At 69.4% G+C, this 14,465-nt stretch carries 13 protein-coding genes; 7 read left to right on the forward strand and 6 right to left on the reverse strand.

Annotation, left to right across the window (positions count from 1 at the left end; all coding sequences use genetic code 11):
* The first annotated feature begins 23 nt into the window (after window positions 1-23).
* Genes ND450_RS39980 through smc form a run of 4 tightly spaced genes read left to right on the forward strand, consistent with a single transcriptional unit; the run spans window position 24 to window position 5,142 of the window.
* The gene (locus ND450_RS39980; RefSeq protein ID WP_253323255.1) at window positions 24-296 is read left to right on the forward strand and encodes an acylphosphatase; all 273 of its coding nucleotides are present in this window, start codon (window positions 24-26) and stop codon (window positions 294-296) included.
* Window positions 297-328: 32 nt separating this feature from the next.
* On the forward strand, window positions 329-835 hold the full coding sequence (locus tag ND450_RS39985) for a sigma-70 family RNA polymerase sigma factor (protein ID WP_089917629.1): 507 nt from the start codon (window positions 329-331) through the stop codon (window positions 833-835).
* Window positions 832-1,422, forward strand: coding sequence for an anti-sigma factor (locus ND450_RS39990; RefSeq protein WP_253323256.1), 591 nt, complete (start codon window positions 832-834; stop codon window positions 1,420-1,422). Before ND450_RS39985 ends, ND450_RS39990 begins: the two co-directional genes overlap by 4 nt.
* A gap of 60 nt (window positions 1,423-1,482) precedes the next feature.
* The gene (smc, locus tag ND450_RS39995; protein WP_253323257.1) at window positions 1,483-5,142 is read left to right on the forward strand and encodes a chromosome segregation protein SMC; all 3,660 of its coding nucleotides are present in this window, start codon (window positions 1,483-1,485) and stop codon (window positions 5,140-5,142) included.
* Window positions 5,143-5,365: 223 nt separating this feature from the next.
* On the opposite strand, the gene ND450_RS40000 is transcribed toward smc, so the two are convergent.
* The 3 genes from ND450_RS40000 to ND450_RS40010 form a co-directional block, all read right to left on the reverse strand.
* Complete coding sequence (locus ND450_RS40000) at window positions 5,366-6,079, reverse strand: 1-acyl-sn-glycerol-3-phosphate acyltransferase (RefSeq protein WP_089917624.1); 714 nt, start codon at window positions 6,077-6,079, stop codon at window positions 5,366-5,368.
* Window positions 6,080-6,103: 24 nt separating this feature from the next.
* Window positions 6,104-6,442, reverse strand: coding sequence for a hypothetical protein (locus ND450_RS40005; protein ID WP_089917622.1), 339 nt, complete (start codon window positions 6,440-6,442; stop codon window positions 6,104-6,106).
* Between the two features lie 128 nt (window positions 6,443-6,570).
* Window positions 6,571-7,008 carry a tetratricopeptide repeat protein gene (locus tag ND450_RS40010; protein WP_253323258.1) on the reverse strand — a complete coding sequence of 146 codons (438 nt, stop codon included), beginning with the start codon at window positions 7,006-7,008 and terminating at the stop codon, window positions 6,571-6,573.
* A 90-nt stretch (window positions 7,009-7,098) separates the two neighbouring features.
* Here ND450_RS40010 and ND450_RS40015 point away from each other — a divergent pair, with 90 nt between their 5' ends.
* The gene (locus tag ND450_RS40015) at window positions 7,099-8,022 is read left to right on the forward strand and encodes a GNAT family N-acetyltransferase (protein WP_253323259.1); all 924 of its coding nucleotides are present in this window, start codon (window positions 7,099-7,101) and stop codon (window positions 8,020-8,022) included.
* Here ND450_RS40015 and ND450_RS40020 read toward each other — a convergent pair.
* Together ND450_RS40020 and ND450_RS40025 are read right to left on the reverse strand one after the other, a co-directional pair.
* Complete coding sequence (locus ND450_RS40020; protein WP_253323260.1) at window positions 7,972-9,531, reverse strand: sodium:solute symporter; 1,560 nt, start codon at window positions 9,529-9,531, stop codon at window positions 7,972-7,974. The two genes, ND450_RS40015 and ND450_RS40020, sit on opposite strands and share 51 nt — an antisense overlap.
* Entirely contained in the window at window positions 9,519-10,643 is a 1,125-nt protein-coding gene (locus ND450_RS40025) for an anhydro-N-acetylmuramic acid kinase (protein ID WP_253328115.1), read from the reverse strand. Before ND450_RS40025 ends, ND450_RS40020 begins: the two co-directional genes overlap by 13 nt.
* Before the next feature lie 120 nt (window positions 10,644-10,763).
* Here ND450_RS40025 and ftsY point away from each other — a divergent pair, with 120 nt between their 5' ends.
* Entirely contained in the window at window positions 10,764-12,065 is a 1,302-nt protein-coding gene (gene ftsY / locus ND450_RS40030) for a signal recognition particle-docking protein FtsY (RefSeq protein ID WP_253323261.1), read from the forward strand.
* An 84-nt stretch (window positions 12,066-12,149) separates the two neighbouring features.
* Here the strand turns inward: ftsY and ND450_RS40035 are convergent, their stop codons facing one another.
* The gene (locus ND450_RS40035; protein ID WP_253323262.1) at window positions 12,150-12,896 is read right to left on the reverse strand and encodes an IclR family transcriptional regulator; all 747 of its coding nucleotides are present in this window, start codon (window positions 12,894-12,896) and stop codon (window positions 12,150-12,152) included.
* Window positions 12,897-12,972: 76 nt separating this feature from the next.
* Between ND450_RS40035 and aceB the strand changes: the two genes are divergently transcribed.
* A complete protein-coding gene (gene aceB, locus ND450_RS40040; protein ID WP_253323263.1) occupies window positions 12,973-14,457 on the forward strand; it encodes a malate synthase A in 1,485 nt (494 codons plus the stop codon).
* Window positions 14,458-14,465 lie beyond the last annotated feature (8 nt).

Consider the following 14,465-nt stretch of genomic DNA (forward strand, 5'->3'; position numbering starts at 1 on the left):
TGTGATTGCGGCACGATCCGAAGGTGGACGTACGACTGAACGCGTGGGTGCGCGGCCGGGTGCAGGGTGTCGGTTTCCGCTGGTGGACGCGGGCACGGGCGTTGGAACTGGGTCTGGTCGGGAGTGCTTCGAACCGGCCGGACGGACGGGTCGAGGTGGTGGCCGAGGGGTCACGGGAGAACTGTGAACAACTGCTGAACGCTCTCCGATCGGGTGACACCCCCGGTCACGTCGAATCGGTCGGTGAACAGTGGTCGGCCGCCAGGGGCGACCTGACCGGTTTCATCGAGCGCTGAACCGTTCTCGCGAAGACGGCGTAGAGGGGATCGTGGACTCCTCGGAAGACGTCCTCATCCAGCTGTACGACCGCTGGAGAGGCCCGCTGCTGCACTACGTGCTGCGGCTGGTCGACGGTGACTACCAGCAGGCGGAGGACGTCGTGCAGGAGACCTTGCTCCGCGCGTGGCGGCACCACGAGGAGCTGACACCGGACGACGCGGCGCCGTGGCTCTACACGGTCGCGAAGAACCTGGTGATCTCCGGGTACCGCCGCCGCAACGCACGCGCGACCGAGGTGCCGCTCGAACCGGTGGACCTGCCCCCGGTCAGCGACCAGGTCGAACACGTGCTGCAGACGTGGCAGATCGCGTCGGCGCTCAGAGCGCTCACGCCAGAGCACCGGACGGTCGTCATCGAGCTGTACTACCGCCGCCGCACCGTCGCGGAGGCCGCCAGGACGCTCGGCATCCCGCCGGGCACGGTCAAGTCGCGCTGCTTCTACGCACTGAGGGCGCTGCGCGACGCACTGGAGGAGAGAGGGGTGACCGGGGCGTGAGCTGCCAGCACACCGTCGACGTCGGCGCCTACCTCTTCGGCTCGCTCGACCTCAAGGAACGAGCCGCGTTCGAACGCCACCTCGGCACCTGCGAGGCCTGTCAGGCCGAGATGCTGAGGCTGGCCCCGCTGCCGGGCCTGCTCGGCCGCCTGACGCCGGAGGACGTCGAGCACCTCGACGACGTCCCCGCCAGCCCGCCGAAGCCGAACCGGCAACGCCGCGTGGCCCTGGTCTGCGCCGCCGTCCTGGTGGCGTTCGCGCTGGCAGGCGGGATCCTGTTCCTGCAGCCCCCGCCCGCCCCGACGTGGGCGGCGAAGGACCCCGGCACCGGCGTGGACGGGGAGGTCTCGATGGTCTCCAAGTCCTGGGGCACCGAGATGTGGTTCAAGCTCGGTGACGTCAAACCGGGCGCGCGCTGCAAGGTCATCGTGTTCGACCGGCGGGGCCAGCGGGAGGTCGGCGGCTGGTGGGGCTCCGACCACGCCCCTGACGAGCGGATTCCCGGTTCCACGTCGTTCCGGGTCGAGGAGATCGATCGTCTGGAGGTGTCGGACGAGAGCGGGTTGCTGGTCACTCTCCGTCCGTAGAAACGCAGGTCGGCGCCGGGGTCCCGCATCGGCCGCAAGCGTTTGGGTACTCTGCCCCGCGTGCATCTCAAGAGCCTGACGCTGAAGGGCTTCAAGTCCTTCGCCTCGGCTACCACGCTGCGCTTCGAGCCCGGCATCACCTGTGTGGTCGGCCCCAACGGGTCCGGCAAGTCCAACGTGCTCGACGCGCTGCGCTGGGTGATGGGCACGCAGGGTGCCAAGGACCTGCGCGGCGGCAAGATGGAGGACGTCATCTTCGCCGGCACGTCCGGCCGCGCGCCCCTGGGTCGCGCCGAGGTGACGCTGACGATCGACAACGCCGACGGCATGCTGCCGATCGAGTACACCGAGGTGTCGATCACCCGCCGCATGTTCCGCGAGGGCGCCACCGAGTACGAGATCAACGGCAACTCGTGCCGCCTGATGGACATCCAGGAGCTGCTCTCGGACTCCGGCATCGGCCGCGAGATGCACGTGATCGTCGGTCAGGGCCAGCTCGCCGCGATCCTCGAGTCCAAACCGGAGGAACGCCGCGCCTTCATCGAAGAGGCCGCCGGCGTCCTGAAGCACCGCAAGCGCAAGGAAAAGGCGCTGCGCAAGCTCGAGGCGATGCAGGCGAACCTGACGCGCCTCACCGACCTCACCGCCGAGCTGCGCCGCCAGCTCAAGCCCCTGGGCAAGCAAGCGGAGATCGCTCGCCGCGCGCAGGTCGTCCAGTCCGAGCTGCGGGACAGCAAACTCCGCCTGCTCGCCGACGACCTGGTGACGCAGCGCGAGGCCATCGCGCAGGAGGAGCACGACGAGGCGAAGGCCCGCGTGCGCCGCGCCGAGGTCGAGAAGTCGTTGCAGGCCGCCCAGTACCAGCAGAACGAGCTGGAGGAGCGGGTCGCGGCCGACTCGCCGAAGCTGCAGGCCGCGCAGGACACCTGGTACCGGCTGTCCGCTTTGGAGGAACGTCTCCGCGGCACCGTCCGCCTCGCCGCCGAACGCGCCCGCCACCTCTCCGACGTCGTGGACGCGCCGAGCCGCGGCCGGGACCCCGACGACCTCGACCGCGAGGCCGAGGAGACCGCCGAGATGGAGCTGGAGCTCCAGGAGGGCGTCACCGAGGCCCGCATCGCGCTCGCGGAGGCCGTGGAGACGCGGTCCGAACTGGAGCGCATGGTCTCGCAGGCGGAGAAGGCGCACATCGCCGCCGTCCGCGCGATCGCCGACCGCCGGGAGGGCCTCGCGCGCCTCTCCGGTCAGGTGGAGGCGTTGCGCAGCAAGACGAACGCGACCGCCGAGGAGATCGAACGCCTCTCCGTCACGGTCGCCGAGGCCTCCGAACGCGTCGAGTTCGCCTCGATCGAACTGGCCGAGGCGCAGGCGGTCACCGGCTACGAGGACGAGGGCGACAACGACCTCGACGAACGCCACCGCCAGGCCGTGCAGTCCAACGACGCGGCACGCCAGCGCGTCGAGGAGCTCGTGAAGGCCGAACGCACCGCGGAGCGGGACATCGCGTCGTGGCGCGCACGCGTCGACGCGCTCTCGTTGGGCCTCACGCGCAAGGACGGTGCGGGCGCGCTGCTCGCGTCGGACGTGCCGGGGCTGCTGGGGTCCGTCGCCGCGCTGCTGACCGTGGAGCCGGGCTATGAGGTGGCGCTGGCCGCGGCCCTCGGCCCGATCGCCGACGCCGTCGCCGTGTCGTCCGGTGAAGGTGCGCTCGCCGCTCTGAAGCTGTTGAAGGAGAAGGACGCCGGACGCGCCGGCGTGCTGATCGGCTCGCACGGGTCCACTGTGGACACCTCCGGGTGGGGCCACCTGCCGTACGGCGCGCGCTGGGCCATCGACGTCGTGCACGCGCCCGAGGCGTTGCGGCCGGCGCTGGCCCGCGCCCTCGACCGCCTCGCGGTCGTCGACGACCTGGACTCCGCGGCGCGGTTCAGCGGCCGCGCGGTCACCAGGGACGGCGACCTCTTCGGCACGGACTGGGCCGTCGGTGGTTCGGGCGCCCAGGGCCAGAGCGTGATCGAGGTGCAGGCCGCCGTCGACGAGGCGCAGGAGCAGCTCGCGTCCGCGGAACGGGCGCTGGAGCACGCTTCCGCCGCGCTGGAGGGCGCCCGCGCCGAGCAGCAGGCCCGCCGCAAGGTGCTCGACGCGGTCAAGGAGGCCATGCAGGAGGCCAAGGTCCGCCAGGCCCGCTCCGGCGAGCGGCTGAACCGGATGGCCGCGGCCGTGCGGTCGGCGGAGGCCGAGGTCAGCCGCATCAGCGAGCAGCGCGCCAAGGTCGAGCGGTCGCGCGAGGAAGCCCTGATGAAGCTGGGCGAGCTCGAAGAGCGGCTGCTGATGGCCGAGGAGGAGCAGACCCTCGACGACGAGCCGGACACCGAGCAGCGCGACGCGTTGTCCGCGGAGCTCGCTCAGGCGCGCCAGAGCGAGATGGACGCGCGTCTGGTGCAGCGCACGGCCGAAGAGCGCGCTCGGGCCGTACAGGGCAAGGCAGAGGGCCTGCGTCGTGCCGCACGCGCTGAGCGTGAGGCCCGAGAACGCCACGCACGCGCCACGGCCCACCGTGCGCGCGGTGCGGTCGTCGCCAAGGCCGTCGTCCGAGGCGGTGAGCAGGCGCTCGAACGCATCGAGATCTCGCTGGCCCGCGCCGCCCGTGAGCGCGACCAGGCCCAGGAACGCCGCCAGCAGCACGAGCTCCTGCTGACCCAGGTGCGCAACGTCGTGCGGGAGATGTCCGGCGAGCTGGAGAAGCTCGTCGACGCCGTGCACCGCGACGAGGTCCTGCGCGCCGAGCAGCGCATGCGCATCGAGCAGCTGGAGACCAAGATCGCCGAGGACTTCGGCATCGGTCTCGACGACCTGGTCAACGAGTACGGCCCGGACGTCATGGTGCCCGCCTCGGCCGCCGAGATGGCCGAGTACACCGCGGCCAAGGAACGCGGTGAGCAGGTCTCCGAGCCGCAGCCGATGCCGTACGACCGCGACACCCAGGCCCGCCGCGCCAAGCGCGCCGAGCGCGACCTCTCGTTGCTGGGCAAGGTGAACCCGCTCGCGCTGGAGGAGTTCGCCGCGCTGGAGGAGCGCTACAAGTTCCTCTCCACGCAGCTCGAGGACATCAAGGACACCCGCCGCGACCTGCTCACCGTCGTGAAGGAGGTCGACGACAAGATCCTCGAGGTCTTCACGCTGGCCTACGAGGACGTGGCGCGCGAGTTCGAGATCGTCTTCAAGGTCCTGTTCCCCGGTGGCGACGGCCGCCTGGTGCTGACCGAGCCCGACGACATGCTGACCACCGGCATCGAGCTGGAGGCCCGCCCGCCCGGCAAGAAGGTCAAGCGCCTGTCGCTGCTCTCCGGTGGCGAGAAGTCGCTGGCCGCGGTCGCGATGCTGGTCGCGATCTTCCGCGCCCGCCCCTCACCGTTCTACGTGATGGACGAGGTCGAGGCCGCGCTGGACGACACGAACCTGCACCGGCTGATCGGCCTGTTCCAGCAGCTGCGGGACCGCTCGCAGCTGCTGATCATCACCCACCAGAAGCCGACCATGGAGATCGCGGACGCCCTCTACGGCGTCTCGATGCGCGGGGACGGCATCTCGCAGGTGATCTCGCAGCGGCTGCGCTCGTCGGCGGACGCACCGGCGCGTGCGGCGGAGCCTGCCACGGCCGAACCCGCCGCGGAGGCCCCCGCGGAACCTGCACCGGAACCGGCGGAAGCAGAGGCCTGAGAGGGCGGACGGGGCGGTGCCTGGGGGACAACCGACCCCGGCCGCTGCCTCTGCGTTCGAGCCGCGTCAGCCCGGTGCCCCTCCTCGGAGAGAAGGGTCCCCCTTCACACCGTGCGGACGCGTCCCGTGCGCTCGAAGGATGAGTTCCCCCAGTGCGGACCCACCACTTCGTGCGCACGGCCACTATGGCGCGAGCGGCTTGCAAGAACCTTGTATCGCCTGCTCAGCGCCCGCGGGCGTCCAGAGCGGCGGCCTCTTCCGGCGTCGGCGCGGTGCCACCCAGGTGTTTCGGAACCCACCAGGCGCCCGGCTCGTTCGGGTAGTTCGCCTGTGCGGTGTCCAGCAGTTCACGCATCCGCTTGTGCAGAACCTCGTCGCCGGAGTCGCCGGGGGAGGCCTCGAACGGCTCGCCGATGAGGATGGTGACCGGCACGTGCCGCTGGGTCAGGTTCTTGGGGCGGCCCTTGGTCCACAGGCGCTGGGTGCCCCACAGCGCGACGGGGATGATCGGGACGCCGGCCTCGTGCGCCAGGCGGTTCGCGCCGGACTTGATGTCCTTGACCGTGAACGAACGGCTGATGGTGGCCTCGGGGAAGATCCCGACGACCTCGCCGGTGCGGAGCGCGGACAGGGCCTGCTGGTAGGAGGCCTGGCCCGCGCTCCGGTCGACGGGGATGTGGTGCATGCCGCGCATGAGCGGGCCTGCGATCTTGTTGGCGAAGATCTCGTGCTTCGCCATGAACCGCGTGAGGCGCCCCGAGAGCTGCGCGCCGTAGCCCGCGAAGATGAAGTCGAGGTAGCTGACGTGGTTCGACGCCAGCACCGCTGCACCCGTGCGCGGGACGTGGTGCGCCCCCTCCACGGTGATCCGCAGGTCGAGCACCTTGAACATGGTCTTCGCTGCGGCGATCACCGGGGGATATACGCGATCCGACATGCTTCCGAACGGTAGCCGGAAAAGCTACTGACCGGTAGCTGACCCTTCGTGTTCTCGCATGACCTTGGGCACGCCCGCCAGGTCCTCTTCGTTGCAGAGCAACTTGAGGTCGTAATACGGGTTGCCGTGCCTGTCGTCGTAGTCGAGATGAACTGCGATCACGTCCACGGGTTCGCCCAGCCAGTCCTGGGTCTGCCGCAACCAGGCGGCAGCGCGTTCCAGTGCTGACGGAAGATCATCGTCTCGGAATTCGACCGGCCGGTAGGGAACTCCCTGGACGCCGTCCCGGTTGTTCGCCGGCAAGGGCAGGTCGACGGCCACCCCGGATTCGTTGAGATCGAGTTGGATCGTTTCCTCACTCACCGTAGAAGAGTCCCCCACCCTCACCTGCCCTGCAAGCCCGAATCTGGTGGTTTTGCCTGCGACGTCGGTGAACGTGGCGCGGCATAGCAGCGTCGCGCAGTGCGCCGGTGTGAGTGTTGTCTCCCGCGTCAGGGCGAGCGCTTCAGGAACGCGATGTCGCGCTTGACCTTCGTGATCCGGTCGTGGGTCGGCAGGAACAGCCGCGACAGCGCGGTGTGGAGCTGCTCCAGCTCCGCCGCGGCGCCCTCCGAGTCACCCGACTGGTAGCGCAGATTGGCGAGCAACTGCCTGGTCTCCAGGACGTCGGCGTGCTCGGGGCCGAGGACGCGGGCCTGGTCGCGCAGCAGGCGCTCGCAGACGTCGATGGCCTTCGTGACCTGCTTCGCCGTGCCCAGCACCCGTGCGAGGTTCAGCCGGACGGCGAGGGTCTGCGGGTCGTCCGCGCCCATCGTCCGCGCGCAGTCCCTGGCGAGGGTCCTGAACTCGGCGGCGGCGCCCCGGAAGTCGCCCGCGTGGGCCTTGGCCTCGGCCTCGGCGCTCCGGACGGCCAGTTCTTCGGACGACATCCACGTCATTTTACCGGGCGCCGCGTCCGTTACCCGGGACCGCCGAAAACTCCCTCGCTTCGAACGGCCGTGCGAGTGACCATTCCACCCATGTACGACATCCGTTTCGCCGAACCTGGCGACCTCGGCGCCACGATGGCGCTGCTGGTCCGGCTCCAGGCCGACAACGCGCACCACATCGGGTACCTCGGTGAGACAGTCGAAGAGCTCCGCGCGGAGCTCGGCGAGTTCGAGCCCAGCTGGGCCGACTGCACGGTGGTGGCCGTCGACGCCGACGACAACATCACCGGCATGCTCAGCGTGGAGGTCGACGCCGAGCTCGGCCGTGCGTGGCTGCACGGGCCGTTCGTCGACGTACCGGTCAACCACCCCGCGGGCAGCCGCATCTGGGACCAGACCGCCGACGCCCTGTTCCGGCGCGCCACCGAGCTCCTCACCGGCATCACCGACCTCGAGCTCTACGGGCACACCGCCCACCGGCGACTCGCGGCGTTCGCCGAACGGCACGCCTTCAGCGCCGGCAAGGCGAGCGCCATCCACGTCCTCGACAACGGGGACCTGCGCACGTTGCTGTTGCGGGACGCCAAGTGCCCCAGCGACCGCGAGATGCGCGTCCTCCCGACAGACCACTTCGTGCACGAGGCCGTCGCCGTCCTGCACGAGCGATGTTTTCCGCACACGTACCTGTCCGGCAGACAACTCGTCGAATCCGATCCGGCCAAACGCACGGTCGTCGTCGCCATGGACGGCCAACGCGTCCTCGGGTACGCCGCGGGCAAGGCGCAACCCGAGGAGTACTACGTCGACTTCGTGGCCGTCGAACCCGGCGTCCGGGGTCAGGGCGTCGGCGCCGCTCTCGTCACCGAACTGCTGTGGAAGCTCGCGGCGGACCACGGTGCACGACCGCAGGCCGCCGCGTCGATCCACGCGGGCAACGAGAGCTCGCAGAACATGTTCGCCCGCCTAGGATTCCGCCTTCACATCGAGCTCATCTCGTACCGGCACATCGCGTGAACGCCTCAATGACAGCAACCCACCCACCAGCAAGGTGACCGCCACCCCCAGGGGCGTGTTCCACCACCCGGTCAGGGACTTCAGGTCGGCGGTCGCCTTCCCGAAGTCGATCGTCGGAGTGCTGCCGGCGAACTTGACACCGAGGATGACGAAACCGACGACCAGCACCGTCGCCACGAACGCGATGATCGCGTCCGCCTGCGTGACGCGCTTGAAGATCAGGCCGAGGAGGAAGGCCCCGAGCAGCGCGCCGTAGGTGTAGCCGGCGATGCCCAGCGCCTGCACCACGATCGGATCCGCCGTGGTCTTGTTCGAGGAGGCGAACAGGCCCGCGCAGACGATCAGCAGACCCGCCCACACGAGGGTCCAGATCCGGCCGTGGCGCAGGCGTTCGTCGTCGGTCATCGGGGTCTTGCGGATGCGCTCGTAGACGTCCGTGACGGTGCTGGAGGCCAAGGCGCCCAACGACGACGAGAGCGCGGCGGCGAGGATGCCGGCGATCACGAAGCCGGACAGGCCGCTCGGCAGGTCGTTGACGATGAAGTGGGCGAAGAGCTCGTCCTTGTTGTTCAGCCCCAGGTCCTTCACCGGGTCGACGCCGGCGTAGAACGCCCACATCATCACGCCGATGAACAGGAAGAACGCGAACTGCAGGAACACCACGAAACCGGAGGCGATCAACGCCTTCTGCGCCGACTTCACGTCCCGCGTGGCCATGAGCCGCTGCACGATCAGCTGGTCGGCGCCGTGCGAGGCCATCGACAGCAACGCGCCGCCGAAGAACGCCGCGACGAACGGGTAGGCGCCCGTCAGCGGTGAGCTCGTGAAGTCGAAGAGCTGGAACTTGTTGACGTCGGCGGCCTTCGAGAACCAGCCGTCCGGCAGCTGTCCGGCCAGCACCCAGATCACCACGAGGCCGCCGAGGACGTACCAGAGCATCTGGATCGCGTCGACCCAGACGACGGCGCGGGCGCCACCGAAGAAGCTGTAGAACACCATCGCGATGCCGAGCGCCACCACGATCGCCCAGTACGACGCGGTGATGCCGTACTCGGCGAGCACGACCTTGATCGGGATGGCCGTCGCGAAGAGCCGGATGCCGTCCGCGAGCAGGCGCGTGAAGAGGAACGTGACGGACGCCGTGGCGCGCATGCCGTTGCCGTACCGCTTGCCCAGGAACGCGTACGCCGTCACGAGGTCACCGGCGATGTAGCGCGGCAGCAGCACGAAGCTGACGATGATCCGGCCGACGATGTAGCCCAGCGCGAGCGTCAGGTACGTCATGCCGCCCTGCGCGGGCGTCGCCATGTACGCGATCACCGGCACGCTCAGCACCGTGAGCGTCGAGGTCTCCGCGGACACCACGGACAGGCAGACGACCCACCACGAGATGCGCTTCTCGCTGACGAAGTAGTCGGTGGACGACTTCTGCCTGCCGCCGATCGCCATGCCGATCAACGGCATGCCGACGAGGAACAGGGCGATGATCGCGAGGTCTAGTGCGCGCACTTCGGTTCCCCCACTTTCAGCTTGGTCACAGCGGTGGTGACGGGCTCGGGCAGCCGCAGCGGTCCGCTGCCGGGCGTGATGCTGCCGAGCAGCCGCGGGCCGGACGCGCCGGTCGCGGACGGCGTGTTGCCGGGAACCCCGTGCCACGTCAGGAACCCGAGCAGCGCGGCGAGGTAGGCCTCCTTGCCGTCGCGCGGCAGGCCCAGCGAGTCGCTGATCCGCAACGGGACCGGGTCGAGCGCCTTGGTCAGGGCCTCGACCAGCACGGGGTTGCGCATGCCGCCGCCGGACGCGACGACGGTGCTCGCGTCGTGCGCGCGGCAGGCGTCGGCGATGGTGCGGGCGGTGAGCTCGGCGAGCGTGCGGAGCATGTCCTCGGCCTGGACCGTGGGGAAGCCCTGCAGGTACTCGGCGTTGAAGTGCTCCTTGCCCGTCGACTTGGGCCACGGCTTCGCGTAGTACTGGTCGGCGAGGAGCTTCTTGAGGACGTCTTCTCTCACGGTGCCTCGTCGTGCGAACTCGCCGTTGGTGTCCTGGCGGCGTTCGCCGTTCGAGAGGACCTCCATGACGGCGTCCATCAACGCGTTGCCGGGGCCGGTGTCGTAGGCGATCGGCGCACTTCCCGGCGTGACGACGGTGATGTTCGCGATGCCGCCGATGTTGAGCGCGACCGCGTTGCCGTCCATGCCGGCGAGCCACAACGCGTCGAGCGTGCTGGCCAGCGGTGCCCCGTGGCCACCCGCCGCGACGTCGCGCACCCTCAGGTCGGCGATCACCGGGACGCCCGTGCGTTCGGCGATCCAGGCGGGCTGGCCGAGCTGCAGCGTGCCGAGGCACTCGCCGTCCTGCACCTCGTGGTGGACGGTCTGCCCGAGCGAGCTGATCAGGTCCGCGGGGAGGTACCCGGCGGCGACTTCGCCGAAGGCCTGCCCGAGCGACGTGTCGAAGGCGCACACTTCGGCGAGGTCCCGGGGTTTCTCCAGGAGGTCCTTCGGGAACGGGTGCTCGGCGCACTGCACCGGCACGAGCTCGACGACGTCGCCGTGGATCGACAGGTCGGCGACGGCCACGTCGATGCCGTCCATCGACGTGCCGGAAATCAGTCCGATCACCCTCACGACGTGTGGTCTATTCCACACCGTGGCACGGCGCAAGAGCTCTGGTGAAATCTTCGCCTAATTGAGCAACAACTGGTTGACAGATCACATGCGCGACTGTGAAACCATGAGTCCGTGTCGACGTCCTCCCTTGTCCTGATCCTCGTCGTCGTGGCGGTCGTGCTGATCGCCGCGCTGGTGACCGGTGTGGTGCTGACGCGTCGCCGTCGCATCAGCCTGACCCAGAAGGAGGAGACGCCGAAGCCCGGCGGATACCAGGCCGCGTCCGGGATCACGTTCACCCCGGCCGCGCCCGAAGCCACCGAGGCCGAGGCGGTCGCGGTGGGCGAGGTGACCCCCGTGCACCCGGCTCCCGTGGAGCACCCGGTGGCCGACCGGACCGAGGTCGACGGCCAGCCGGGCGTCGGCGACGACGCCTCCGTGCCGCGCGACTCCGTGAAGCGCGGCTTCGTCGAGGTCGACCTGCCCGCCGAGGCGTCCGAGGTCGAGGAGATCGAGCCGACCTCAGGCCGCCTGGAGCGACTGCGCGGGAAGCTCTCGAAGTCCCGCAACGCGTTCGGGACCTCGCTGCTGGGTCTGCTGGGTGCGGGCGACCTGGACGAGGACTCGTGGCAGGACGTCGAGGACACGCTGCTGATCGCGGACCTCGGCGCGGCCACGACCACGGAGATCGTGGAGACCCTGCGCTCGAAGCTCGCCGGGGCCGGTGTGCGGTCCGAGGCGGACGCGCAGAAGCTGCTGCGGTCGGTGCTGGTGGATGCGCTCGGGCCCCGGATGGACCGGTCGTTGAAGGCGCTGCCGCACGCCGGCAAGCCCGCCGTGCTGCTCGTCGTGGGTGTCAACGGGGTGGGCAAGACCACGACCACCGGCAAGCTCGCGCGCGTTCTCGTTGCCGATGGGCGCACGGTGCTGCTGGGGGCGGCCGACACGTTCCGGGCCGCTGCTGCCGACCAGTTGGAGACCTGGGGCAAGCGGGTCGGTGCGGAGACCGTGCGCGGGCCTGAGGGTGGAGATCCGGCTTCTGTCGCCTTCGACGCTGTGAAGCGCGGGGTGGATGCCGGGGTGGACACGGTTTTGATCGACACCGCTGGGCGGTTGCACACCAAGGTCGGGCTCATGGATGAGCTCGGCAAGGTGAAGCGGGTGGTGGAGAAGCAGGCCGTGGTCGATGAGGTCCTGCTGGTTCTGGATGCCACCACTGGGCAGAACGGGTTGACTCAGGCTCGGGTTTTCGCTGAGCAGGTCGCCATCACCGGGATTGTGCTGACCAAGCTGGACGGGACTGCCAAGGGTGGGATCGTGTTCCAGGTTCAGCGTGAGCTCGGGGTGCCGGTGAAGTTGGTCGGGCTTGGTGAAGGGGCTGACCACCTTGCCCCGTTCGAGCCTGGGGCTTTCGTGGACGCGCTCCTCGGCTAGCTGTACTGCCAGTTCGTTCGATGGGAGGCGCGGGCGAAGCCGTCGCCCGCCCCGTCACCGCCCGCGAGACCCGTCGGCCGCGGCTCAGGCCGTTGCGGCCTGGTCCGCCAGCCTCTTCGCCACCGCGAGCACCTCCGGGAGGATGCGGTTCACCGCATCCTTCGTGAGCCTGCCCTCCGGGCCCGACACCGAGACCGCGGCCAGCGTCGGGCCGCCCACCACCGGTACCGCGATGCACCGCACGCCGAGTTCCTGCTCCGACTCGTCCAGCGCGTAGCCGCGCTCCGAGATCTCGTCCAGCGAGTCGAGCAGTTCGGACGCGTCCGTGATCGTGTTCGAGGTGTACGAGGGCAGGCCCGTGCGCTCCAGCAGCGCTCGCACGTCGGCGCGGGGGAGTTGCGACAGCATCGCCTTGCCCACGCCGGTGCCGTGGGGCAGCAGGCGGCGGCCCACCTCCGTGAACATGCGCATCGAGTGCTTCGACGGCACCTGCGCCACGTAGACGACCTCGTCGCCGTCCAGGACGGCCAGGTTCGCCGTTTCCTCCACCGAGTCGACCAGCTGTGACAGCAGGGGTCTCGCCCAGGTGCCGTACTGGCGGGACGCGGTCTCGCCGAGGCGGATCAGGCGCGAGCCGAGGGTGTAGCGGCGGTTGCTGTTCTGGCGGACATAGCCCAGCGTGACAAGGGTGCGGATGAGGCGGTGGATCGTGGGCAGGGGCAGGCCCGTCGTGGTGGCCAGCTCCGAGAGCGAGGCCTCGCCGCCTGCGTCTGCCAGGCGTTCCAGCAGGTCGAAGGCTCTTTGCAGGGACTGCACGCCACCTGTGGACACGTGCGGCTCCTCCCGTTGCAGTTCCGCAATGCAAAAACTATAGTCCACACAGCAAAACCGAGAGAGGTGGATCCAGGTGCAGGTCCTGACCGAAGAGGCTCTTGAGTTCGTCGCGAAGCTGCATGAGGCGCACGCCGCCCGCAGGGACGAGTTGCTCGCTCTTCGCAAGGAGCGCCGGCCCCTCGGATTCCTGCCCGAGACGCAGGACGTGCGGGACGGCGAGTGGCAGGTGGCTCCGGCGCCTGAGGCACTGCGTGATCGGCGCGTCGAGATCACCGGGCCCACCGAGCGGAAGATGACGATCAACGCGCTCAACTCGGGTGCGAAGGTGTGGCTCGCGGACCTCGAGGACGCGAACACGCCGCACTGGGACAACGTCGTGCAGGGGCAGGTGAACCTGTACGAGGCGGCGCGCGAGACGATCGAGTTCACCTCGCCGGAGGGCAAGGAGTACAAGCTCAAGGGCGGGCCGTACCCGACGATCGTCGTGCGGCCGCGCGGATGGCACCTCGACGAGCGCAACCTCCAGTTCGGCGGCAAGAACGCCGTGGGTGCGCTTGTGGACTTCGGGTTGCACTTCTTCCACAACGCCGAGATCGGCAAGCCGTACTACTACCTGCCGAAGATGGAATCGCACCTCGAAGCGCGGCTGTGGAACGACGTCTTCACCACGGCGCAGAAGCTCAAGGGCGTGCCGCACGGCACGATCCGGGCGACGGTGCTGATCGAGACGATCCCCGCCGCGTTCCAGATGGAGGAGATCCTCTACGAGCTGCGCGACCACGCGTCGGGGCTCAACGCCGGACGGTGGGACTACCTCTTCAGCGTCATCAAGTACTTCCGGGACGCGGGTGCGGACTACGTGCTGCCGGACCGCAACAGCGTGACGATGACGGCGCCGTTCATGCGCGCGTACACCGAGCTTCTGGTGAAGACGTGCCACAAGCGCGGGGCGTTCGCCATGGGTGGCATGGCCGCGTTCATTCCCAACAGGCGTGATCCCGAGGTCACCGAGAACGCGCTGCGCAAGGTCCGCGAGGACAAGACGCGCGAGGCGAACGATGGTTTCGACGGCTCGTGGGTGGCGCATCCTGATCTCGTGCCGATTTGCCGGGAGATCTTCGACGGGGTGCTGGACGGGAAGCCCAACCAGATCGACAAGCAGCGTCCCGAGGTCAGTGTGACGGCCGAGCAGCTGCTCGACTTCAAGTCGGCGGGCGGCGCGGCGACGCGGGCCGGGTTGGAGGGCGCCGTCGACGTCGGCGTGCGCTACATCGCGTCCTGGCTGGGCGGCAACGGCGCGGCGGCGATCCACAACCTCATGGAGGACGCGGCCACCGCGGAGATCAGCCGGTCGCAGATCTGGCAGTGGGTCAACAACAAGGTCGTGCTCGACGACGGCACGCAGGTCACGCCGGACGCGGTGCGCGAGGTGCTCGCGCGGGTCGGTGGGGAACTGGAAGGTCCGCACGTCGCGGCGGCCGTCGAGCTGTTCGAGCAGGTCGCGTTGTCCGAGGACTTCGTGGACTTCCTGACGCTGCCCGCCTACGAGCGCATCTGATGTATCGA

This window comes from Lentzea sp. HUAS12, from assembly GCF_024125735.1.
In the GTDB taxonomy this organism is placed as follows: Bacteria; Actinomycetota; Actinomycetes; order Mycobacteriales; family Pseudonocardiaceae; genus Lentzea; species Lentzea albida.

Excerpts from the sequence above, each read along its gene's own strand:
- ND450_RS40000 (WP_089917624.1), bottom strand. The coding sequence starts at position 6,079 with ATGTCGGATCGCGTATATCCCCCGGTGATCGCCGCAGCGAAGACCATG.
- ND450_RS40010 (WP_253323258.1), bottom strand. The coding sequence starts at position 7,008 with ATGTCGTCCGAAGAACTGGCCGTCCGGAGCGCCGAGGCCGAGGCCAAG.
- ND450_RS40015 (WP_253323259.1), top strand. The coding sequence starts at position 7,099 with ATGTACGACATCCGTTTCGCCGAACCTGGCGACCTCGGCGCCACGATG.